This is a genomic window from Aeromonas sp. ASNIH5, assembly GCF_002902865.1.
GTDB classification, from domain to species: domain Bacteria; phylum Pseudomonadota; class Gammaproteobacteria; order Enterobacterales; family Aeromonadaceae; genus Aeromonas; species Aeromonas caviae.
In genome coordinates this window covers 4,591,733-4,615,212 of the sequence record NZ_CP026122.1, presented here as the reverse complement: position 1 = coordinate 4,615,212, position 23,480 = coordinate 4,591,733, and the positions used below count along the sequence as shown (strand labels likewise).

The window sequence follows — 23,480 nt, the reverse complement described above, 5'->3', positions numbered from 1 at the left end:
ACAAGGTTTCAAAATGAGCCGTAACGCCCATTGACGTGATGAATGACACAAAAATGACTTTTACTGCCTCCCGCGCCCCATCTTATTGGGGCCTGCTCCCCTTGCGAATGGCAGGAAATTGTTTGACTCTAGCCAGAAGAGCACCTCCCGAGAGAACAGCGGTATGACGGAGTCCGATGCATCTCGCCAGCCTGTACGCTGGCTTCTGCCCTTCTGGGTGATGATTGCCACCCTGACCACGGCTCCCCTCAGGGCGGATGAGCGCGTCATCCTGCAACTTCCCTGGCAGCACCAGTTCCAGTTTGCCGGTTACTACGCCGCCATCGCCAAGGGGTTCTACCAGGAGGCCGGCCTGCAGGTCACCCTGCGGGAGGCGGGGCCGGGCACCGACGTCATCAATGAAGTCACCACGGGTCGCGCCCAGTTTGGCATCCGCGGCAGCGATCTGCTGCTGGCCCGGGCAGCAGGCCGCCCAGTGGTGGTGCTCGCCGCCATGTTGCAGCACTCCCCCCTGATGCTCATCACCCTGGAGCGGCCGGATATCCAGACCCCGGGCGATCTGGCCAACAAGCGGCTGATGCTCGAACCCGGCTCCAACGAGCTGCTCACCTACCTGCATCGCTACACCCGCAGCCGGCAGTGGGATACCCTGCCCTACGAGCGGGGGATACAGACACTGCTGAGGGGCCAGGCGGACGCCATCAGCGCCTACAGCACAACCGAGCCCTTCACCCTGCAGCAACAGGGCATTCCCTTCCGGGTGTTCAGTCCCCGCGACATCGGGTACGACTTCTACGGTGACAACCTCTTCACCTCGGAGAGTGAGGTCATCAACCAGCAGGAGCGGGTCCAGCGCTTCTTGCAGGCCAGCCTCAAGGGGTGGCGCTATGCCATGGATCATTCCGAGGAGATGATCAACCTGATCCTGGAGCACTACCCCAGCGGGGCCGGGCGCGAGGCGCTCGCCTTCGAGGCCCGTGAAACCCGGGCCCTGATGCAGCCCGACATCATCGAGCCCGGTTACATGCAGCAGGATCGCTGGCAGCAGATCGCCCGCACCTACCAGGAGGCCGGGATGATCAAGGCGGTGCCCAATCTCACCCCCTTCCTCTACAACAGTACCCAGGCGAGCCTTCGCCAGCAGCGCCAACTGCTCGACAGGAGCGTGGCCATCGCCATGCTGATCTCTTTCTCCCTGCTGGCCCTGCTCGGCGTCTTCCTGCACCTCTATCTGCGTCTGCGGGAAGAGGCCAGTGACCGACAGCGGCTCACCCGGGAACTGGCCCAGCGAGAGCAGCACTACCGTTTCGTGGCGGAGAACAGCGGCGACGTGATCTGGACCATGGAAACCGACAGCCTGCGTTTTCGTTACATCAGCCCCGCCATCGCGTCCCTGAGCGGCTATGAGCCCGCCGAACTCTTTGCCCTCTCCCTGCGCCAGCTGCTCCCCGATGAGTCCTGGAAACAGCTTCGCGACGGCATCACCGCCTCCCTCGAGGCCTGGCAACGGGGGGATCATGGGCAGACCCGGTGCGTCATCCACTCCCAGCTGCGCCACAAGCAGGGTCATCTGGTGGCCATCGAGACGGTCACCACCTTGCATGGCAGCGCCAGCACAAGACCGGACGCCATTTTGGGGGTGACCCGGGATGTCACCGAACGTTCGGCCCGGGAGGAGATGATGCGCCGCCTCGCCTTCTATGACCCCCTCACCGGCCTGGCCAACCGCCGCCTGCTGCAACAGCGGCTCAAGGAGACCCTGGAGCAGGCTCCCCAGCAGACCCTGGCCCTGGTCTTCATCGATCTCGACCACTTCAAGCCCATCAATGACACCTTCGGCCACGAAACCGGCGACCTGCTGCTCAAGCTGGTGGCCGAGCGCATGGGGGAGTGCGTCAGGGAAGAAGATCTGGTGGCACGCCTTGGGGGGGACGAATTCGTCATCATGCTGCCCGATACGGATGCCTCGGCCCTCTCGGTCGCCGACAAGCTGCACCACTGCCTGCATCACCCCTTCCAGCTTGAGCAGCAGGCGCTGCGCATCTCCGGCAGCATAGGGGTCGCCCTCTATCCGGATCACGGCACCGACCCCAAGACCCTGATGCACCACGCCGATCAGGCCATGTATCAAGCCAAGCACCATGGCCGGGGCAGGGTCTGCCTGTTTTCCACCGGGCAGGATCCCCTCCCCGGCACCCTGCAATGGCAGCCCGCCCACGCATGCGGCCACCCCAGCATCGATGCAGACCACCGCCAGCTCTACCTGCTGGCCAACCGCTTGCTCGAGCACATGCAGGATCCCGGCATCCATCCGGATGCCTTGCTGGCAGACATGGCGCAGATATTCGAGATGGCGCGCCAGCACTTCCTCCTCGAAGAGCAAGTCCTCGCGCAATATGGCTATGAGGAGCTGGCGGCCCATCGCCAGGAGCACCAACATCTGCTGAAAAAAGCCGGTCAGCTGATGGCGGCCGCACAGGCGGGCCCCCTTGGCAACGACGCCCTGCTCAACTTCATCATTCAGGAGCTGGTCGTGGGTCACATGAGCCAGGCGGATCGCCGTTATTTCCCCCTGATGAAAACCTGCGATGCCCGCGAGGCGGTGTGATACCCGAAAACAGGGGGCACGTGCCCCCTGTGTTTACCTCTGACTTCGGCGAACGAGCAGGCTGTAGTAGAGCAGCGGGATCACCACCAGGGTGAGCAGGGTGGAAACCAGGATCCCGAAGATCAGGCTGATGGCGAGGCCATTGAAGATGGGGTCATCCAGGATGAAAAGCGCCCCTATCATGGCCGCCAGCGCCGTCAGCATGATGGGTTTGGCCCGCACCTGCGCCGCCTCGATCACCGCCTGCTCGAACGCCATGCCACTCGCCCGCTGCTGCTCGATGAAATCCACCAGCAGGATGCTGTTGCGCACGATGATCCCGGCCAGCGCAATCATCCCTATCATCGATGTGGCGGTGAACTGGGCCCCCAGCAGGGCGTGACCCGGCATCACCCCGATGAGGGTGAGCGGAATGGGGGCCATGATGATGAGCGGCACCAGATAGGAGCGGAACTGGGCCACCACCAGCAGGTAGATGAGGATCATCCCCACCCCATAGGCCAGCCCCATGTCGCGGAAGGTCTCGTAGGTTATCTTCCACTCCCCGTCCCACAAGAGGGCCACCTCCCCCAGCTTGTCGGGCTGATGCACGTAATACTGTGGCAGCGAGATGTCGGCACCGGCGGCAAACATGCCGTAGAGCGGGCTGTCGGCATGGCCGCCCATGTCAGCCACCACCATCACCATGGGCTGCATGTTCTTGTGCATGAGGTAGCTGGGGGCCACCTCGTCACGACGGCTCACCAGCTCGGAGACCCGCACCAGCTGGCCGCTCTGGCTGCGCACCTTGAGAGCCAGGATGCCGGTCAAATCCCGCTTGTCACCGGGGGCGAGCTCGATGCGGATCGGCACCGGATACTTGGCGCCTTGCCCCTGCAGCCAGCTGGCATCCTGATAACCCACGCCCCCGTTGAGGGTCGCCACCAGATCCCCGAGATCGACCCCGAGCAGGGCCGCCTGGGCGCGATCCACCACCAGCCGCCACTTGGGCTGGGGGTCGGTCAGATAGATATCCACGTCCACCAGATCCGCCGTGGCCACAAAGCGGGCCTGTACGGCGCGGGCAGCGGCTTCACGGGCGGCCTGCGTCGGGCCATACACTTCCGCGACGATGGGTGACCAGACAGGCGGTCCCGGGGGCACCTCCACCACCTTGAGATTGCCCCCTGCCGCTCTGGCGATGGCCTGCAAGGGCGCACGCACCGACCGGGCAATCTCGTGACTGCTGCGATCCCGTTCATGCTTGTCCACCAGATTGACCTGAATATCACCCACGTTGGCGCCGCTGCGGATGAAGTAGTGGCGCACCAGCCCGTTGAAGTTGATGGGGGCGGCGCTGCCGGCGTAAATCTGGTAATCCTTCACCTCGGGCACCCTGGCAAGCTCCCGACCCACCGCCAGCAGGGTGCGCTCGGTCTGTTCCAGGGTCGCCCCCTCCGGCATGTCGAGCACCAGCTGGAATTCCGACTTGTTGTCGAAGGGGAGCATCTTGAGCACCACCCACTGCACCATGGGCATGGCGGCGGCGCCCGCCACCAGCAGCAGGATGACCAGCCAGAGCTTGCGTCTCGCGCTCCTGGCGCCAGCGCCAATCAGGAAGGGGGTCATCAGACGGTGAAAGAGGCCGGCCCTGGCCTCCCCGTGGGCGACATGCCCCTCGCTCTTGAGCAGATGGCCCGCCAGCCAGGGGGAGAAGATAAAGGCCACCAGCAGGGAGATGAGCATCCCCATGCTGGCATTGATGGGGATGGGGCTCATGTAGGGACCCATCAGGCCGCTGACGAAGGCCATGGGCAGCAGGGCCGCGATGACGGTCAGGGTCGCCAGAATGGTCGGCCCCCCCACCTCGTCCACCGCGCCCGGAATGAGATCCTTGAGGGACCCCTTGCCCAAACCGCGATGACGGTGGATGTTCTCCACCACGACGATGGCGTCATCCACCAGAATGCCGATGGAGAAGATCAGCGCAAAGAGGGACACCCGGTTGAGGGTAAAGCCCCACGCCCAGCTGGCAAACAGGGTCAGTGCCAGGGTGATGACGATGGCAACGCCCACCACCAGCGCCTCGCGCCACCCCATGCTCACCAGCACCAGCAATACCACCGCCGTGGTGGCAAAGATGAGCTTGCCGATGAGGGTGTTGGATTTGGTCTCGGCGGTGACGCCGTAGTCACGGGTCACCGTCACCTCGACGCCAGCCGGGATGAGCCGGTTCCTGAGGCTCTCGACCCGTGCCTCCACCCGCTTGGCCACCTCCACCGCGTTCTGCCCCGGCTGCTTGCCGATGGCCAGGGTCACCGCCGGGTAGCTGGCTTGCCCCTGCCCCATCCAGCTTCGCTGGACCGGGGTCTCTTCCCCAAGCCCCACCCGGGCCACCTCACCGAGATAGACGGGCTTGCCGTCGTGCAACCCTACCACCAGCTCGCGGGCCTCCTGCTCGCTTTGCAGGAACTGCCCCACCTGCACCTTGATCTCCCGGTTATCCTGCACCACGGCCTGTTCGCTGCCTACCCGGTTAGCGGCAGAGAGACGCTGGCTCAGTTCGCCCCAGCTGATGCCATGGGCGCTGAGGGCTGCCGGGTCCGGCATCACCCGCAGCACGGCGCGCTGGCTGCCCAGCGTGTAGATGTCCCGGGTACCGGGAATGCGCTTGAGTTCGGTCTCCAGCTCGTGGGCGACCCGGGTCAGATCGGAGGCCCCCAGCTGCTTGCTCCCCTCTTTGCTCCCCTCTTTGCTCCATAAGGTCAGACTGACGATGGGCACATCATCGATCCCCCGGGGTTTTACCAGTGGCTGACCGACTCCGATCCCCTGTGGCAACCAGTCGCGGTGGGAGTCGAGCTGGTTGTTGAGATCCACGATGGCCTGCTCCCGGCTCACTCCTACCTTGAACACCACCACCAGCAGGGCACCATCGGGTTGGGAGAAGGAGTAGAGGGTATCTATCCCCTTTATCTGGGAAACCACCTGCTCGGCAGGGGTGGTGACGAGGGATTCCACCTCTGCCGGGCTGGCCCCCGGGAAGGGAATGTAGACGTCTGCGAAGGTGACATCGATCTGGGGCTCCTCCTCCTTGGGGGTCACCAGCACGGCAAAGAGGCCGAGCAAGAGCCCCACCAGCGCCAGCAACGGGGTGATGGCCGAGCCCTGAAACAGGGCCGCCAGCCGACCCGCCGGCCCCAGGTGGCCATGGTTGTCGTTCAGATCGCTACTCATGGGGCACCTCCTGTTGACGGGTCCAGGCATCGGGGGCCAGGGTGTCACCGCCCTTGAGACCCGCCAGGACCTCGCACAGCCCAGCCTCGCAGTGGCCGACCCGCACCGGGGTCAGGGCCCAGCCCTCCCCCTCTTTGAGGTAGACGCCGTTGAACTCCCCCTGCCGCAGCAGGGCGGGCTCCGGCACTTGCAACACCTGACGCTCACCCTGTTTGAGCTGCACCTTGAGCCACATGCCAGGCAGCACCCCTGCCGTGTTCGGCGGCAGATCGAGGCGCAGCCGGAAACTGTGGCTCTGGCTGTCGGCGTAGTTGAAGCGGGTCAGCTTGACGGGAGTCACGGCCTTGCCACCGGGCAGCAGCACCTGCACATCCGACGGCTGGCCGGCGAGAGCCAGTGCGGACTGGGGCAGATCCAGCTCCACCCTCAGCTCGCCAAGGGAGAAACCGGATAGCAGCGGCGTACCGGGGGCCACCGTCTCCCCCAGCTCCACCAGCCGCTTGGTCACCACCCCGGCGTAGGGGGCGAGGATACGGGTATAGCCGTAGGCTTCCCGGGCCTGGATGAGGGCGGCCTCGGCGGCATTGACCTCGGCGCGGGCGGCCCGATCCGTTGCCTGGGCGTTGTCGAGCTGGGCCCGGGTGATCACCCCCTTGGCGATGAGGGCCTGATAACGGGTGAGCTGGCGCTCGGCCTCCACCTGCTGGGCCTGGGCCCTGGCCACCCGCGCCTCGGCGCCGGTCACGGCGGCAGACTGCTCCTTGCCGCTTATCTCGAGCAGGGGCTGCCCGGCCTGTACCTCGTCATTCACATCCACCAGCATGCGGGAGACGCGGCCACTGGTCTGGGCCGCGACCGTCCCCTGATGAATGGCGCTCACGGTACCGCTCAGGGTGAGCCAGTCGGTGACGCGCTGCGGGGTCAGCGTCAGCGACCCCTTGGCCTCCTCGGCCGCCACCTGGGTGGATGTCATGACCAGCAGGGTGGTCACCAGCAACCGGATTGTGTTCATCATGATTCTCCTTCCCTGGCTCATGGGCACCTTGAAAACTCAGGCAATACGGTGCTGGCGAGCCTTCTCCAGCACCCTGTTCCAGACCTTGTCCACCAGCAGGATCCCGGCCGCCATGGCCCCGATGAACAACAATATCATGGGCTGTCCGCTGGAAATGAGACTCAAGGCAGGCCCTGGACAGATGCCGACCAGGCCCCAACCGATCCCGAACAGTGCGGCCCCGCCAATCAGGCGGCGATCCAGCACGGGAGCGGGAACCCGGGCCATGGGCTCCCCCAGCAGGCTCAGACGACGGGGTTTCACCAGCAGGAAGTAGCCCGGCATGAAGACAGCCAGGGCCCCTCCCATCACGAAGGCCAGGCTGGGATCCCAGGCACCGGCCAGATCGAGAAACCCGGTGACCCGCGCCGGATCCATCATCCCGGAGAGGGCCATTCCCAGCCCGAACAACAGACCCGCAAACACACTTGTCAGCAATTTCATGGCAATCAACCCGTCAAAACATGTGGTGAGTAAAGAACACGGTCGCCACGCCCATCCCCATAAAGGTGAGCGTCGCCACCACGGAGCGCGTCGACAGCCTCCCCATGCCGCAGATGCCGTGACCGCTGGTGCAGCCATTGCCAAGACGGGTGCCGATGCCCACCAGCAGGCCGGCCAGCAGCACCACGGGCCAGCCGGGCAAGGCATCAAAGGCGGGCATGGTGGCCCAACCCAGGGTCAGCGCCAGCCAAGCCCCCAGTCCCAATCCCAGCAGAAACAGCACCCGCCAGGGGGTTTTGTACTGCATTGCACCGGCCAGAATGCCGCTGATCCCGGCCACCCGGCCGTTGAACAACATCAGGATCAGGGCCGAGAGCCCCGCCAGCATGCCGCCCCCCAACGAGAGCAGCCATTGGCTTTCCATCATCGAATTTCCTCATCTGAGTGACAAAAATGGGTTTGCAGCGCCGCCAGCACATCGGCCGCCGCCTCGCTCACCAGGGAGTAGTAGATCTGCTGGGAGACTTTGCGCGAGCGGATAAGGCCCTGGCGCTTCAATACCGACAGTTGCTGGGAGAAGGCCGACTGCCCGAGCTGGCTGTGGGCCAGCAGCTCCCCGACCCCCTTCTCCCCTTCCACCAGCTGGCAGAGCACCATCAGGCGTTCGGGATGAGCCAGCGCCTTGAGCAGGCCGGCGGCGGCTGTCGCATGTCGGTTCATCTCGTCGAAGTGGCTCATAAGATTAAATTAGCAATTGCTGATATTTGTTCTATTGTATAAAACAACTCTAAATTAGCAATCACTAAACAAAAGGAGACGAGAAATGACCGTCGATAACGGAGTCAGAGTGGTCGCGGGTGGCATGTTGCTGCTGTCGCTGCTGCTCACGGCCTGGGTCCACCCGGGCTTTGTCTGGTTGAGCGTCTTTGTCGGGGTCAACCTGATCCAGAGTGCGTTCACCGGGGTCTGTCCCGCCGCCGCCGTGCTCAGGCGAATGGGGCTCAAATAGGCAGGCGGACATATTGGCTCACAGGAGCCGTGTAATAGAGCGGAGGCTCATTATGGCAACCATCATCATCATCGGGGCAGGGTTGGGGGGCATGTCGGCCGCCTACGAGCTCAAAGCCGAACTCGGCAAGCAGCACGACGTCATCCTGGTGAACGACAAACCCGACTTTGAATTCAACCCTTCGAACCCGTGGATTGCGGTCCGGTGGCGAGAGCGCAAGGATATCTCCCTCCCCATAGAGCCTCATGTGAAGAAGAAGGGGATCCGCTTCATCCACGCCGCCCTGACCGGGTTGCAGCCCCTCGAACAGCAGATCCGCCTCTCCGATGGCCAGCACCTGCACTACGACTTTCTGGTGCTCTGCACCGGCCCCGCACTCGCCTTTGAAGAAGTGCAGGGAGCAGGCCCGACGGCGGGCGGCACCGCCAGCGTCTGCACCCTCTCCCACGCAGAGGAGTGCCTGCACAGTGTCAACGGGCTGCTCGACGAACCGGGGCCGGTGATCGTCGGTGCCATGCCCGGCGCCTCCTGCTTCGGCCCGGCCTACGAATACGCCTTCATCCTCGATCGCCACCTGCGCGACAAGAAGGTGAGAAAGGACGTGCCCATGACCTTCGTCACCAGCGAACCCTACATCGGTCACCTCGGCCTCAACGGCGTGGGGGATTCCAAGGGCATGCTGGAGAGCGAGCTGCGCATGCGCGACATGCAATGGATCTGCAATGCCCGCACCGTGGCGGCCAGGGATGGGGTGATGACGGTGGAGGAGCTGGATGAAGATGGCAACGTCAAGCGCACCCACAGCCTCCCCTACAAGCATGCCATGATGCTGCCCGCCTTCGCCGGCATCAGCCCCCTGCGGGGTCTCGAGGGGCTGGTCAATCCCCGCGGGTTCGTCATCGTCGACGAACACCAGCGCAACCCTGTCTTCCCGCAGATTTACGCCGCCGGGGTCTGCATCGCCATCCCGCCCCAGCACAAGACGCCGGTACCGACCGGGGTGCCCAAGACCGGCTACATGATCGAGGCCATGGTGCGCACCCTGAGCCACAACATCAAGGCGGAGCTGGACGGCCAGCCCCCGGTCACCCGGGCGGTGTGGAATGCCATCTGTCTGGCGGACATGGGGGACACAGGGGCCGCCTTCGTGGCCATGCCGCAGATCCCGCCGCGCAACGTCGCCTGGTTCAAGAAAGGGAAGTGGGTCCACCTGGCCAAGATAGCGTTCGAGAAGTATTTCCTGCACAAGATGCAGGTGGGCGACACCGAACCCATCTATGAAAAACTGATGCTCAAATACCTGGGCATCGACAAGACCCGGTAACCCCCCAAGGGCCCGCCGGTGAAGGGAAGAGGGCTCCCTTCACCGGCGCTTTCATCTCTTTTTTATTATGTTTCAATATGTTGCTATCAAGGGCTCGGGGTTTACCCAGGCCGCCGTATCGGCTACCATGTCGCCTCTTTATCACTAGCGGAGACCATCGGTGGGCAACTCATCAAGTGACAGACGCACGCCGACCCTCGTCGTCGGCACCCTGGTCGCGAGCTAGCCGCAGGTTATTCTCTGCCGCGACTCGCCCCCCTGCGAGAAGTGGATCCCTCTTTTCCCCGCTTTTCACACTTGACGTCAGGTGACGCGGACTCATCCCCCGACACCTTGCCTGCATAGTTTCTGCTTCCCAAAAGGAGGCTGCTATGCGCTTGATTTCAAACAACTCTGTCGCTGACAAATCCCCTTCCCTGCTGAGCAGACTGGGACGGGGCCTGCGACCACTCTGGCAACGTGGCAGACGGCGTCAGCACCTCTATCGGCTGCACATCCGCTGCGAAGACAGAGCCGACATGGAGCAGGTGCTGGCGGCGGTGAGCCACACCCTGCAACCGGCCGGACTCAGTCCTCTGCAGTCCATGAAGCCCGGGCGCGGTGAAGGCCGCGTGCTGGTGCTGAGCCTCTACTGCACGCCGCCCCAGCGCCGCTATCTGGTGCAGTTCATCCACCAGGTCGGGGCTGTCCACCCGGTACGCTGGGAACTGCGCCCCCGCGCCGGGGACGACGCCACCAGGCATTGACCCTCGAATGAGGCGAGGTCCTTCCCGGGCAACCGTGAAGGGCCTGTACCCTGTTCTGCGCCATCCCGCCCCGTCAGGAGGCGGGTCGCGCCCTTGCATTCACCACGATGTCGACCTTGCCACCCGTCTCTCACACAACCCGGGGGAGCAGGCTGGTCGGCATCCCCAGGAGGAGACCCTTCATGAGAATGTGGCAACAACTCGATTTTCTCGCCCTGCTCGACACCCTGGCCAGCCTGCTGCTCGCCTTCGTGCTGGGCAGCCTGGTCGGCCTGGAGCGCCAGTACCGCCAGCGCACCGCCGGCCTTCGCACCAACGTGCTGGTCGCCGTGGGGGCGGCCCTGTTCGTCAACCTGGCCCAGCGCATCTATGACCTGCATGGTGGCAGTTACGGGGTCGTCCACGTGGTGGCCTACATCGTCTCCGGCATCGGTTTTCTCGGCGCCGGCGTCATCATGCGGGAATCCGGCAACATCCGGGGCATCAACACAGCTGCCACCCTGTGGGGCGTGGCCGCTGTCGGGGCCGCCTGCGGCGCCGGGTTCGCCCTGGAGGCCATCCTCGGCGCCCTCTTCGTGCTGGCCGCCAACACCCTGCTGCGCCCCCTGGTCAACCAGATAAACCGTGACCCGGTGGACAACATGGACACCGAAGTGACCTATCACGTGACCGCTCTCATCGGCCGCGCTCACCAGAAGGAGGTACTGCCCTGGCTCGAGCAGATGCTGGAGCAGGCCCACTACCCCCTGAGCGAGCTCGACATCACCCCCTTCGGCGATCAGGATCTCGAGATCTCGGCGGCGCTGCTCGCCACTGCCATCGATGGCACCAAGCTCGATGCCCTGATGAACACGCTCGGGGAGCACCCTCACATCAAGCAGATCTTCTGGCGGGCCAGCATCACCGATTGACGCCCTCATACCAGACGCAGCACAAAAAGCCCCGCCGGATCCGGCGGGGCTTTTCACAGGAAAGGGAAGCAGTGTGCCTAACGGCGGCTGCGCCAGCGCACCCTGGGGTTAATGACCTGGGCGGTCTGGGCAGGAGGATTGCCCGCGATGAGTTGCTTCATCATCTCGAAGGCGGCCCGGGCCAGGGCCGGGCAATCCTGGGCCACGGAATCGATGCGCATGGGGATGCAGTCGAGCAGATCGTGATCGTCGAAGGTACAGAGGCGCATGCCGGTCTCCATCAGTCCCGCCTCGTTGAGGTAGCGCAGCACCCCCTCCAGCAGGGTGAAAGAGGCGGTAAAAAGCCCCTTCGGCGGTGCCCCGAGTTCGTCCACCAGCTCAGACATCAGCTGATAACCCGAGCTCGGCTGGTAGTCACGGTGGCGGACCCGGTCTGAAGTGGCCTCCAGCCCGGCCCGGTGCAATCCGAGCTCGTAACCCGCCAGCCGGTGGCGGCTGGGGGAGAGATCCAGCAGACCGCCGAAGTAGTAGATCTCCTCCCCGCAATCCTCGGCCATATCCTGCACCAGCTCGGCGGTAGCCTTGCAGGCGTCCGAGATCACCATGGGCAGGCGCGACTCACCGATGTGGCGGTCGAGCTGCACCACCGGCAAGCGGTCGTGGATGCGGGCATAGATATCGTCACTGTGGCCGCTGGAGGCGACGATGAGGCCATCCACCTGACGGCTGATGAGGTTGTCCACCACCCGCTGCTCCAGGGTGGGATCATCCTCGGAGCAGGCGATGAGCAGCTGGATCCCCGCCTCCCGACAGCGGGCCTCCAGGGCACGGGCGATGCTGGCGAAGCCGAAGTTGGTGAGGTCGGGGATCACCAGCCCCCAGGTGTAGCTGCGCACCTCCCGCAGGGAGCGGGCATGGATGCTCGGCTGATAATGGCACTCGTCCGCCACCGCCTGGATCCGCTTGCGGGTATCGTCGGCGATGCGGTATTCCGCACTCTTGCCGTTGAGCACCAGACTGGCGGTGGCCTTGGAGACCCCCGCAAGCGTGGCTATCTGGGCAATCGTGATCCGTTTCTTCTTCTCCACCTGACCTCCCGGCACACTGAGACCGGGCTATTGTACTAGGCAGGTCGCCAGCGGCCAGTGATCGAGACAAATTTTGCTGCCATCATCACCGCAACGTGCGGAAAGTACTGGGTTTTCGCCGGGGAAGTAACGGGTCGACAAGCTCTGGCGACCGCCATCGACGAAGCACTCCAGGCTGGAGCGGTCACACAAGACGGTGATCTTGCCCCCAAGCCAGGGGGCGCTTCGCTCCTCCCACTCCTCGCTCTGCCAGTTCTGGCGACGCAGGACAAGACGCCCAGGCTGCCACACCAGCTCGACCACGGCCCCGAACCTGAGGCGCCCTTCACCGCACAGCGCCACATCGAGCCAGGCCGAGTCGATGGTCAGGGCAGGCAGCTCGTCCGGCGCCCCCTCGAAGCGGGTCTGCTCCCCTTTCAGGGCGCCCAGCTCAGCCACCGGCCGCTGGCAGAGCCACTCATCCTGCCAGAACAGCTCCCGCGGGCAGCTCATCTGGTGGATCCAGCCATGCTCGAGAGTGGGCTGGCTCATCTCGTTCTCCTCCGGCAAGCCCAGCCAGCCGAACAGCAGGCGCCGCCCCTGACTGTCCTGGGTAGTCTGGGGGGCATAGAACTCGAATCCCCGGTCCAGCTCGTGGAAAGCCCCGTGCTCGAAGCGCTCGCCGTCCAAGTCACCCGCCAGCCAGCCGCACTGGTAGAGGTTGCGATAATCCTCTCCCTGCGGGGCAATCCCCTGCGGGCAGCTGATCAGCACATGGCGATCTCCCAGGGGGAAGAGGTCCGGACACTCCCACATGTAGCCAAACTCCCCGAGACCGCCGCGCCCGCTGCCGGCGATGGGGCCCACCAGCGTCCAGGCATCCAGGGTGTCACCGCGATAGAGCAGCACCTCACCCCGATCGTCCAGGGTACGAGCCCCCAGCACCATCAACCACTGCCGACCGTCGTGCCACACCTTGGGGTCGCGCACATGGCCGCTGTAGCCTGCGGGCAGGTCCAGCACGGGTCCCAGCTTCTCGAAGCCCCCCTCACCGCCGGCACGGGCCAGACACTGGTAGGCGGTGCGGCTACCGTCCGGGTATTTGACGTTGCCGGTATAGATGAGGGTCAGACGCCCCTGCTCGTCGCTCACCGCCGAGCCCGAATAGCAGCCGTGGCTCTCATAGGCCTCGGTGGGCAGCAGCGCCACCGGCTCGTGCTGCCAGTGCAGCAGATCGGTGGAGGTGACATGCCCCCAGCCCTTGTTGCGGTGCTCGCAACCGAGCGGGTTCCACTGGTAGAAAAGATGGTAGCGCCCGTCGTGCTCGATGAAGCCGTTGGGATCGTTGAGCAGCCCCACCGGGGCTGCCAGATGCCAGCGGGGCCGATGGGGATCGGCCGCCGCCTTGAGCTGTCCGGCCAGCAGGGACCGGACAACCAGGTTCAGGAGATGGCTTTCCTTCATCACTCCACCTTGTACTTGAGCAGGTAGGAGGCGGCGAAAGCGGCGCCAAAGGCGATCACCAGACCGATGACGTAGTGGATGAGGCTCATGGGCTGGACGATGGCCATGCCCGGGATGCCGGTCAGGCCCACCGCCGTCATGCCGACCTTGGCCGCCACCACGTAGGCACCGCCGCAGGCCCCGCCGAACAGACCGGCCAGGAAGGGCTTGATGTAGCGCAGGTTGACCCCGAAGATCGCCGCCTCGGTGATGCCGAGCAGGCAGGACATGGCCGCCGGCACCGTGATGGCCTTGATCTTCACGTCCCGGGTCTTGAAGTAGACCGCGAGGCAAGCCCCGCCCTGGGCCACGTTGGCCATGGCCCAGATGGGCAGCAGGAAGTTGACGCCAATTTGCGGATTGGCCAGCAGCCCCGCCTCGATGGCGTGGAAGCTGTGGTGAATGCCGGTGATGACGATAAGGGAATAGGTGCCGCCAAACACCAGACCCGCCAGCCAGCCCGCCTGCTCATAAAGCGCGCTCAGACCGAACGAGATGCCATCCCCCAGCACCCGCCCGGCGGGGCCGATGAAGAGCAGCGCCACGAAGCCGGTGATGATGACGGTCAAAAACGGGGTGAGGATGAGATCCAGGGCGTCAGGGATGCGCTTGCGCAGCTGCTTCTCCAGGTGGGACATGAACCAGACCGCCAGGAGCACCGGGAAGACGGTGCCCTGGTAGCCGATCATGGCGACATCCAGGCCGAAGAAGTCCATGGTCTTGAAGCCCCCGGCCACGCCCCAGGCGTTGGTCAGGGCCGGGTGGGTGAGGATGCCGCCAAGGGTCGCCCCGAGGTACGGATTGCCGCCAAACTCCCGCGCCGCCGTAAAGCCGATGAGGATCGGCAGGATGATGAAGGCTGCCGAGCTGAACATGTCGAGCATGACGAACAGGGCGCTGTCGGCGTTGACCCAGCCGTAGGTGCGCACCATGCCGAGCAGCCCCATCAGCAGACCGGAGGCGACGATGGCCGGAATGATGGGCACGAAGATGTTGGAGAGGGTCCGCGCCAGACGCTGGGCCACGTTGAGCTTGGCCGTCGCCATGTCGGTCAGCTCCGCCTTGCTGGCGGTGCCGGTCCCGGTCAGGGTGACGAACTCCGCATAGACCTTGTTGACCAGGCCGGTGCCGAAAATGACCTGGATCTGGCCAGCGTTGCTGAAGCACCCCTTGACCCCCTCCAGCTTGTCGATGGCGGCCTTGTTCACCTTGCTGTCGTCCGCCAGCACCAGCCGCAGCCGGGTGGCGCAGTGGGCGGCGCTGACGATGTTCTCCTTGCCCCCGAGCAGGGGCACCAGATCCTGGGCTATCGCACTGATATTCATATTCTTCCTCTTATGACCCGCCACGCTGGCGGGCCCTTGTCACATGAGAGTAGGGGCTGTCGAGCCGGGCTTCTAGCCGCAGATCAACAGCCGTCTGCGCCTGATCGCAAAAATTCATCCAGCCGGGTGCGGGTGGGCAGTGCCGTCATCGCCCCCTTGGCGGTGGTGGCGAGCGCCCCGCAGCCGTGGGCCTCGGCCAGAATGGCGGGCAGCTCGGCCAGCGTCGGCAGCGAGGTCCGTTCGGCCAAGGCCGCCAGCAGCCCGGCGACGAAGGCGTCCCCCGCCCCCGTGGTATCGAGTGGCGTCACTTTGGGCCCCACCCACTCCAGCAACTCGCCACCCAGACGGGCCACCACGCCCCCCGCCCCCCGGGTCACCAGCACCAGTGCCGGGCCTGAAAGAGTGGCAAGCCCCGCCGCCAGATCGTCCAGACCGCTCAGCAGTTGCAGCTCCTCCACCGAGAGCTTGACCACGTCTGCGAGGGCCATGGCCTCGCGCACCACGGGCAGCATCTCGGCAGGGTTGCCCCACACCTCTGGCCTCAGGTTGGGGTCGAAGCAGACCCGCCCCCCGACGGCACGGATGGTCGCCATGGCTTGCAGACAACTGCTGCGCACCGGCTCGTTGGCAAGCGCAATGGAGCAGGTCAGCAGCCACTGCCCGGCCTGGAAGACCGGCAGATCGGCGTGGCTCAGGAATTGATCGGCGCTCGGGCGCACCATGAAGGTGAAGCTGCGCTCCCCCGCTTCATCGAGATCCACCAGCACCGTGCTGGTGCGATGGGCCGGATCCAGGATCAGGTGGCGAATGTCGACCCCCTCCCTGGCCAGGGTCTCCCCCATGAAGCGGCCGAAGGGATCCGCGCCGACCCGGCCAATGAAAGCCGACTCCCCGCCGAGCCGAGCAACGCCCACCGCCACGTTGGCCGGTGCGCCACCCGGACACTTGAGGTAGTGCTGCTCCCCTTCCGGGATCAAGTCCACTACCGCATCCCCCATTACCCACACACGATTCGTCACCTTGTTGCTACTCCACTGCTGCACAGGATTTGCCGGGGTCAGCCCCGGGTTCTGGGTCCGCATTATCAGCTAAACCGTTTTAGCTAACCAACAGATCCCGGGGCCGCCTGCCATTTTTGTGATCGGGATAACGAACTAGAACCAGGTTTCCATCTGCACGCCAAAGTTCCACTCGCCCCCGGCGGTGAAGTTGCTCTGGCCCATGGCATCGGAGCTGGCGTAGTTGTCGAGCTCGGAGGACCAGTCCATCCAGGTGGCGAACACCCGAAGCTCGGGCCGCTCGAAGAAGCCGGCGGTCTGCGCCTTGAAGGTCGGCGCGAAGGTGAGCTTGGTGAAATCGCCGCTCACCGCCTGACGACCCTTGTAGCCCTTGGGATCGAGGTCCATGTACTGCCAGGTCGCCTCGTAAACCAGCTCGACGTTCTGGCTCAGCACCTGGGCCAGGCGGCCATTGAGGGTCACCCAGCGGTACTCGTCCCCTTTCACGTAACGATCCTGGCTGTGCTCGGCCAGCAGGGCCGGGGCCACACGCCAGCGGGGCGCAAGATCGGTGGCGCCAAACACGGCGACCCGCACCGCATCGGCATCCGGCAGCAGCTCGCTGTCGGAGCCCAGCCCCTTGAGCTCGGCACCCAGACCGTGGCCATACAGCACCGCCGCCTTGGAGAAACCGGGGTTGATGCCAAAGAAGCTGTCGGCGTGGTAGGCCACCAGGGTGTGGGCACCCTTGTTCGCCGCTTCGCTGCCCGCGCCGCCGTCGTTGATGCGCGCCTCGTTGTCCTTGGCGGAGAGGCCGTTCAGCATCCACTGCCAGTTGCCAACGCGGTTGTTCATGGTGAGGATGTAGCTCTCGATGTCGGAGAGACCGCTCGCGCTGATGTCGCCGTAGTCGCGCCCGTAGAGGGAGAAGTTCGCCTTCCAGCTGTCGGCCAGCTGCACGTCGTAGACGCCGCCGCCGGTACCGGCCAGGAAGACCACGTCCGAGTCGAGCCAGTGGATGTCGAAGTTGTCCCGGTCAAAGCGCTTGCCCGCCCAGAGCACCGAGTGCTGGAAAGGACCGCTGAAGCTCGCCAGATCGCCGATTTCGGCAAACACCTGGCGGGTGTTGAGGCTGGAATCGCTGGCGGTCCAGTCGTTGCTGGTCTCCACCCCGTCCGCCAGCATCAGCTTGTAGCGGGCCCAGCTGCCATCGTCGAAGGTCTGGGTCTTCAGCAGGTTGGCCTCCATGTAGGTGTCATCCTCGTTGCCAAGGCGACCCACGGCGCCGCCCACCGAGCCCGCCGGGGTGATGTAGGGGCCGCCGCGGCCACCATTGCCGTTGCCGTTCACCAGCAGGCCCGAGCGGGCATAGCCGTGGAACTCGAAGCCCTGGGCCCCGGCGGTCTGCTTGTCCACCTTCTCGCTCTGGGCCTTGGCCACCACGGCCGTCTCGCGGGCTTCGTTTGCCTTGCTCTGGGCCTCATCGGCCCGCGCTTCGGCAGCGGTGGCACGCGTCTCGGCCGCCTGCACCCGCGCCTCCAGCGCCGCCAGACGAGCCTCGATACCACCATCCGCCGCCCACAGCGGGCTGCTCATTCCCAATCCCAGCGCCACGGCCAGCGCCAACTTGCTCTTGAACATCGTCATCGTCCTCACCTGTCTTCTGTCGCCCGTCCGGGCTCTGTTGTTGTTGACGAGCCGAGGATAGCTAAACCGCTTTAGCTGACTCAATACGCCAGCTAAACCGTTTCAGCAGGAGTGTGAGCGGGATAACATTTGTACAGGGGGAATTGGTGGAAGTTGTGAGGAGGATCCCTCATCGGGATCCACTCAATAAGGGGGGATCCAGGCCAGATGGCGGGCAAAAAAAAAGCCGGCACATCCGTGCCGGCTTGGGTAACGCGGGTCGCGTTTATTTGGTCAGGTCGTCGAAGAAGCGTTTCACCCCTTCGAAGAAGCCTTCGGATTTCGGCTTGTGGGTCTTGGCAGCGGCGCCGCTGAAGGAGTCGTCCAGCTGGCGCAGCAGATCTTTCTGGGTCTCGGTCAGCTTGACCGGAGTCTCGATCACCACCTTGCACATCAGATCCCCTACCTGGCCGGAGCGCACGGACTTGACGCCCTTGCCCCGCAGGCGGAACAGCTTGCCGGTCTGGGTCTCCGGGGTCACCTTGAGCTTGACCCGACCATCCAGGGTCGGCACTTCAATCTCGCCGCCGAGCGCTGCGGTGGTGAAGCTGATGGGCACTTCGCAGTAGAGGTCGTTGCCGTCACGCACGAAGATCTCGTGCTCGCGCACGTGAACCTGTACGTACAGATCCCCCGCCGATGCGCCGGTTTCCCCCGCTTCCCCTTCGCCGGAGAGACGGATGCGATCCCCGGTATCGACCCCGGCCGGGATCTTGACCGACAGGGTCTTGGTCTTCTGGTAGCGCCCTTCCCCATGGCACTTGCGGCACGGATCCTTGATGATCTTGCCGCGACCGTGACAGTGGGGGCAAGGCTGCTGCACCGCGAAGAAGCCCTGGCGCATCTGCACCTGGCCGGAGCCGTGGCAGGTGGGGCAGGTCTGGGCGGAGCTGCCGGTATGGGCACCGGAGCCGTTGCACACTTCGCAGTGGACCTGGGTCGGGATCTTGATCTCCTTGGAGACCCCGCGCACCGCCTCTTCCAGCGTCAGCTCCATGTTGTAGCGCAGATCGGCGCCACGGGCCGGGCCGCGACGACCGCCCCCGCGACCACCGAAGATGTCGCCAAACACGTCGCCGAAGATGTCGCCGAAATCGGCACCACCGCCAAAGCCGCCGTGGCCGCCACCCTGGCTCGGATCCACCCCGGCATGACCGTACTGGTCATAACGGGCACGCAGGTTCTCGTCGGTCAGGACCTCGTAGGCTTCCTTGACCTCTTTGAACTTCTCTTCAGCCCCGGCATCACCCTGGTTGCGATCCGGGTGATACTTCATGGCCAGACGCTTGTACGCCTTCTTGATCTCGCGCTCGTCGGCACCTTTCGATACCCCGAGCACTTCGTAGAAATCGCGCTTCGACATACTCATCCTGTTGCTATATCAGCAGTTACGCAGACGGGCGTTGGTTACCCAACGCCCGTAAATTCATTGACGAATCTGCTCACACTCTTACTACGAAGCCGTGATCAAGGCTCATGTGCAGCTCGCTTGTTTGTAACCAAGAGTGCTCATGTATTCACATACACTCCGGTTCTTGCGCTGCTCTTTACCTTGCTGACGGCCTCTCGCGACAGACCGTGAACAGATTCTGAGCCGATGGGCGAAGCGGACTTCGCCCATCCGGGTCGGGCTTACTTCTTGTCGTCTTTCACTTCTTCGAACTCGGCGTCGACCACGTCGTCGTCAGCCTTGGCAGAAGAGGAGGACTGACCGGCGTCAGCACCGGCGGCGCCTTGCGCCTGAGCCTGCTGCTGGGCAATTTCCATCAGCTTCTGGGACGCTTCCAGCAGAGCCTGCTGCTTGGCTTCGATGGCAGCCTTGTCGTCACCCTTGATGGCGGATTCCAGCTCGCTCAGGGCAGTCTCGATCTTGGTCTTCTCGTCGGCAGGCAGGGCTTCACCGGCTTCGGTGACCTGCTTGCGCACGGAGTGGACCAGACCGTCAGCCTGGTTGCGGGCCTGCACCAGCTCTTCGAACTTCTTGTCCTCGGCCGCGTTGGCTTCGGCTTCGCGTACCATGCGTTCGATCTCGTCATCAGACAGACCGGAAGAGGCCTGGATGGTGATCTTCTGCTCCTTGTTGGTCTCCTTGTCTTTGGCGGAGACGTGCAGGATGCCGTTGGCGTCGATGTCGAAGGTCACTTCGATCTGCGGCAGACCGCGCGGTGCCGGGCGGATGCCTTCCAGGTTGAACTGGCCCAGGGACTTGTTGTCGCTGGCGCGCTTGCGCTCACCTTGCAGCACGTGAATGGTCACGGCAGACTGGTTGTCTTCGGCGGTGGAGAACACCTGGGACTTCTTGGTCGGAATGGTGGTGTTCTTCTCGATGAGCGCGGTCATCACGCTGCCCATGGTTTCGATCCCCAGGGAGAGCGGGGTCACGTCCAGCAGCAGTACGTCGGTCTTGTCACCGGACAGTACGGCACCCTGGATGGCAGCACCCATGGCCACGGCTTCGTCCGGGTTGACGTCTTTGCGCGGCTCTTTGCCGAAGAAGTCGGCCACGGTCTTCTGAACCAGCGGCATACGGGTCTGACCGCCCACCAGGATGACGTCGTCGATCTCGCCAACCGCCAGACCGGAGTCTTTCAGGGCGACACGAACCGGCTCCAGGGAGTCTTTCACCATGTCTTCCACCAGGGATTCCAGCTTGGCGCGGGTCACCTTGATGTTCATGTGCTTCGGACCGGTGGCATCCGCTGTGATGTACGGCAGGTTCACGTCGGTCTGCTGGGCAGAAGAGAGCTCGATCTTGGCTTTTTCGGCGGCATCTTTCAGACGCTGCAGAGCCAGCTGGTCGTTGCGCAGGTCGATGCCCTGCTCGCGCTTGAACTCGTCAACCAGGTAGTTGATGACGCGGTTGTCGAAGTCTTCACCACCCAGGTGGGTGTTACCGTTGGTTGCCAGCACTTCGAAGGTGGTTTCCCCTTCGACTTCGTCGATCTCGATGATGGAGATATCGAAGGTACCGCCACCCAGGTCGTATACGGCAACCTTGCGCTCACCCTTGACCTTGTTGACGCCGTAGGCGAAAGCCGCGGCAGTCGGTTCGTTGATGATGCGTTTTACATCCAGACCGGCGATGCGACCGGCATCCTTGGTGGCCTGACGCTGGGCGTCGTTGAAGTAGGCCGGTACGGTGATGACGGCTTCGGTCACCGGCTCGCCCAGGTAGTCCTCGGCGGTCTTCTTCATCTTTTTCAGCACTTCGGCAGAGATCTGCGGCGGTGCCATCTTCTTGCCTTTCACTTCAACCCAGGCGTCACCGTTGTCGGCCTTGGCGATGGCGTACGGCATGATTTTCAGGTCACGTTGTACTTCGTCATCTTCGAAACGACGGCCGATCAGACGCTTGATGGCGAACAGCGTGTTCTTCGGGTTGGTGATGGCTTGGCGCTTGGCCGGCTGACCAACCAGGATTTCGCCGTCATCGGCATAGGCAATGATGGACGGAGTAGTACGGTCGCCTTCCGCGTTCTCGATCACGCGAGCATGGTCGCCATCCAGAATAGCGACGCAGGAGTTGGTAGTACCCAGGTCAATACCGATGATTTTACCCATTTGACGAATCTCCAAATACTTTGAATAAACTGGCGAGGGGCTCGCCTTGATACGTTAACGGCTAGGTGGGGCCTGCCACTGTGGCTTTCAAGCTCCCGGCATCAAATTTTTTGTGCCGCCGTGGCCTTGCAACCTATATGGGGTCTCAAGTCGGCGCTTCAAGTCCGGCCCTGAAAAAACCTGCATACAGGCCACCTGACAGCCAAATGACGCCAGACACGTCTTTTGGCGCCACATCCAACAAAAAGCCCGCCAAGCGGCGGGCTTGGTGAGAACAGCGTGATCAGTCAGCGGACTTGGAGACCATCACCATGGCCGGGCGGATGACGCGGCCATTGAGCTCGTAGCCCTTCTGCATCACGGCGATCACTGTGTTCGGCGCCACGTCGGCACTGGGCACCATGCTCATGGCCTGGTGGGCATTCGGGTCGAACGGCTGGTTGGTCGGGTCCAGCGCCACCAGGCCAAACTTGGCCACGCCGCTCTGCATGGATTTCAGGGTCAGCTCGACCCCTTCAATCATCGGCTTGAGGGTGTCGTTCTCCTTGTCCGCCAGCTCGATGGCGCGCTCCAGGTTGTCCAGCACCGGCAAGAGCTCTGCGGCGAACTTCTCCAGTGCAAACTTGTGGGCTTTCTCCACGTCCTGAGCGGCACGGCGACGCAGGTTCTCCATCTCGGCGACGGCGCGAATGGCGCGCTCGCGCTCTTCCAGGGAGGCCTGCTGGGCCGCCTCCAGCTGGGCCTCCAGCTCGGCGATGCGGGCCTGTTCGGCTGTCACTTCACTGTCTACATCGGTCGGCTCGACTGGCTGGGCTTCCACTTGCTCCATCGCTTCAACCTTTTGTTCTTCGTGGCTCATGACATCTCCAATATTCAGGGGTTGCGTGTGAGGGTGGCTGGCGTTCAGACAAGCGACACGCGCCAGCAGACCCTGTGTTGGCGCTATTATGGGGACACAGCCTCGGCTTTCAAGGGGAAAAGGGCAGATCGGGCACAATGGCGCCCATCCGCGTGCCAGGCAGCCCCTTTTCGGGGCCGATTGCACCAACCGCCACGGAGGCAGACAAATCCCCGGCAAAGCGCGGTATACTCCCCCCAAGACTCTCCCAGACCCGATAACCTATGGATTCTCCGTTCAAAACCGTTGCCCTCATCGGCAAGCCCCATCACGAGGGGGCCAACCAGACCCTGACCGGCCTGTACCAGTACCTGACCAGCCGCGGCTTTCGCGTGCTGCTGGAGAGCCGGGTGGCCCATACCCTGGGGCTGCTCGGGGAGAACGTGATGGATCTGGTGCAGCTCGGCGAGCAGGCGGATCTCGCCATTGTTGTCGGCGGTGACGGCAACATGCTGGGGGCCGCCCGGGTGCTGTCACGGTTCGATGTGGCGGTGATCGGGGTGAACCGGGGCAACCTCGGCTTCCTGACCGATCTCTCGCCCCAGGATTATCTGCTGCCCCTGGAGCAGGTGCTCTCGGGTCACTTCAAAAGCGAGCATCGCTTCCTGCTGGAGGCCGCCGTCTATCGCCACGGGGAGCGCAAGTCGAGCAACCTCGCGGTCAACGAGGCGGTGCTTCACCCGGGCAAGATCGCCCACATGATCGAATTCGAGGTCTACATCGACGGCAGCTTCATGTACAGCCAGCGCTCGGACGGCATCATAGTGGCGACACCCACCGGCTCCACCGCCTACTCCCTGTCGGCAGGGGGCGCCATCCTCACCCCCAAACTCAACGCCATCACGCTGGTGCCCATGTTCCCGCACACCCTGAGCAGCCGCCCCATCGTGCTGGATGCGGACAGCGAAGTGCGGCTGCTGGTCTCGCCGGACAATCAGGACGACGCCATGCAGGTGAGCTGCGACGGCCAGGTCACCCTGGCGGTCCACCCGGGGGACGAGATCCTCATCAAGAAGAGCAGCCACAAGCTGCATCTGGTGCATCCGCTGGATTACAGCTACTTCCACGTGCTGCGCAACAAGCTCGGTTGGGGCAGCAAGCTCTTCTAGCCAGGCAACACCGGTGGCGAG

19 protein-coding genes are annotated in these 23,480 nt (G+C 63.9%); 6 read left to right on the top strand and 13 right to left on the bottom strand.

Annotation, left to right across the window (positions count from 1 at the left end; all coding sequences use genetic code 11):
* Positions 1-163: 163 nt before the first annotated feature.
* Entirely contained in the window at positions 164-2,608 is a 2,445-nt protein-coding gene (locus C2U30_RS21740; RefSeq protein WP_103244527.1) for a diguanylate cyclase domain-containing protein, read from the top strand.
* A 33-nt stretch (positions 2,609-2,641) separates the two neighbouring features.
* On the opposite strand, the gene C2U30_RS21735 is transcribed toward C2U30_RS21740, so the two are convergent.
* From C2U30_RS21735 to C2U30_RS21715, 5 genes are read right to left on the bottom strand one after another with little or no spacing between them, the layout of a single operon-like run.
* Positions 2,642-5,824: an efflux RND transporter permease subunit gene (locus C2U30_RS21735; RefSeq protein WP_103244526.1), complete on the bottom strand. Its 3,183-nt coding sequence runs from the start codon at positions 5,822-5,824 to the stop codon at positions 2,642-2,644.
* Positions 5,817-6,836: an efflux RND transporter periplasmic adaptor subunit gene (locus C2U30_RS21730; RefSeq protein WP_103244525.1), complete on the bottom strand. Its 1,020-nt coding sequence runs from the start codon at positions 6,834-6,836 to the stop codon at positions 5,817-5,819. Before C2U30_RS21730 ends, C2U30_RS21735 begins: the two co-directional genes overlap by 8 nt.
* Positions 6,837-6,875: 39 nt before the next feature.
* A complete protein-coding gene (locus C2U30_RS21725; RefSeq protein WP_039039223.1) occupies positions 6,876-7,322 on the bottom strand; it encodes a YeeE/YedE family protein in 447 nt (148 codons plus the stop codon).
* Between the two features lie 13 nt (positions 7,323-7,335).
* Entirely contained in the window at positions 7,336-7,749 is a 414-nt protein-coding gene (locus C2U30_RS21720) for a YeeE/YedE family protein (protein ID WP_042881673.1), read from the bottom strand.
* Positions 7,746-8,060 (bottom strand): ArsR/SmtB family transcription factor, encoded by a 315-nt coding sequence (locus C2U30_RS21715; RefSeq protein ID WP_039039225.1) that lies wholly within the window; start codon positions 8,058-8,060, stop codon positions 7,746-7,748. Before C2U30_RS21715 ends, C2U30_RS21720 begins: the two co-directional genes overlap by 4 nt.
* Before the next feature lie 85 nt (positions 8,061-8,145).
* Here C2U30_RS21715 and C2U30_RS21710 point away from each other — a divergent pair, with 85 nt between their 5' ends.
* The 4 genes from C2U30_RS21710 to C2U30_RS21695 all read left to right on the top strand — a co-directional run bounded on the left by C2U30_RS21710 (position 8,146) and on the right by C2U30_RS21695 (position 11,312).
* Entirely contained in the window at positions 8,146-8,331 is a 186-nt protein-coding gene (locus C2U30_RS21710) for a YgaP family membrane protein (RefSeq protein ID WP_041213243.1), read from the top strand.
* 52 nt (positions 8,332-8,383) lie between these two features.
* On the top strand, positions 8,384-9,655 hold the full coding sequence (locus tag C2U30_RS21705; protein ID WP_039039227.1) for an NAD(P)/FAD-dependent oxidoreductase: 1,272 nt from the start codon (positions 8,384-8,386) through the stop codon (positions 9,653-9,655).
* 371 nt (positions 9,656-10,026) lie between these two features.
* Positions 10,027-10,401: a hypothetical protein gene (locus tag C2U30_RS21700; protein WP_041213245.1), complete on the top strand. Its 375-nt coding sequence runs from the start codon at positions 10,027-10,029 to the stop codon at positions 10,399-10,401.
* Between the two features lie 182 nt (positions 10,402-10,583).
* Complete coding sequence (locus tag C2U30_RS21695; protein WP_041213246.1) at positions 10,584-11,312, top strand: MgtC/SapB family protein; 729 nt, start codon at positions 10,584-10,586, stop codon at positions 11,310-11,312.
* Between the two features lie 77 nt (positions 11,313-11,389).
* Here C2U30_RS21695 and C2U30_RS21690 read toward each other — a convergent pair whose 3' ends face one another.
* The 8 genes from C2U30_RS21690 to grpE all read right to left on the bottom strand — a co-directional run bounded on the left by C2U30_RS21690 (position 11,390) and on the right by grpE (position 22,311).
* Positions 11,390-12,400 (bottom strand): substrate-binding domain-containing protein, encoded by a 1,011-nt coding sequence (locus C2U30_RS21690; protein WP_103244524.1) that lies wholly within the window; start codon positions 12,398-12,400, stop codon positions 11,390-11,392.
* Between the two features lie 27 nt (positions 12,401-12,427).
* A complete protein-coding gene (locus C2U30_RS21685; RefSeq protein ID WP_103244523.1) occupies positions 12,428-13,843 on the bottom strand; it encodes a glycoside hydrolase family 32 protein in 1,416 nt (471 codons plus the stop codon).
* Complete coding sequence (locus C2U30_RS21680; protein WP_103244522.1) at positions 13,843-15,207, bottom strand: sucrose-specific PTS transporter subunit IIBC; 1,365 nt, start codon at positions 15,205-15,207, stop codon at positions 13,843-13,845. The genes C2U30_RS21685 and C2U30_RS21680 overlap by 1 nt, the downstream gene beginning before the upstream one ends.
* 83 nt (positions 15,208-15,290) lie before the next feature.
* Positions 15,291-16,205 (bottom strand): aminoimidazole riboside kinase, encoded by a 915-nt coding sequence (locus C2U30_RS21675; protein ID WP_442752134.1) that lies wholly within the window; start codon positions 16,203-16,205, stop codon positions 15,291-15,293.
* 156 nt (positions 16,206-16,361) lie between these two features.
* Positions 16,362-17,852: a carbohydrate porin gene (locus C2U30_RS21670; protein WP_103244521.1), complete on the bottom strand. Its 1,491-nt coding sequence runs from the start codon at positions 17,850-17,852 to the stop codon at positions 16,362-16,364.
* Between the two features lie 265 nt (positions 17,853-18,117).
* Positions 18,118-19,254 carry a molecular chaperone DnaJ gene (gene dnaJ, locus C2U30_RS21665; protein WP_045524008.1) on the bottom strand — a complete coding sequence of 379 codons (1,137 nt, stop codon included), beginning with the start codon at positions 19,252-19,254 and terminating at the stop codon, positions 18,118-18,120.
* Positions 19,255-19,523: 269 nt separating this feature from the next.
* Entirely contained in the window at positions 19,524-21,452 is a 1,929-nt protein-coding gene (gene dnaK / locus C2U30_RS21660; RefSeq protein WP_010673646.1) for a molecular chaperone DnaK, read from the bottom strand.
* A 283-nt stretch (positions 21,453-21,735) separates the two neighbouring features.
* On the bottom strand, positions 21,736-22,311 hold the full coding sequence (gene grpE, locus C2U30_RS21655) for a nucleotide exchange factor GrpE (RefSeq protein WP_029314044.1): 576 nt from the start codon (positions 22,309-22,311) through the stop codon (positions 21,736-21,738).
* A 263-nt stretch (positions 22,312-22,574) separates the two neighbouring features.
* Here grpE and nadK point away from each other — a divergent pair, with 263 nt between their 5' ends.
* Positions 22,575-23,459 carry an NAD(+) kinase gene (nadK, locus tag C2U30_RS21650; protein ID WP_010673644.1) on the top strand — a complete coding sequence of 295 codons (885 nt, stop codon included), beginning with the start codon at positions 22,575-22,577 and terminating at the stop codon, positions 23,457-23,459.
* Positions 23,460-23,480: the final 21 nt, after the last annotated feature.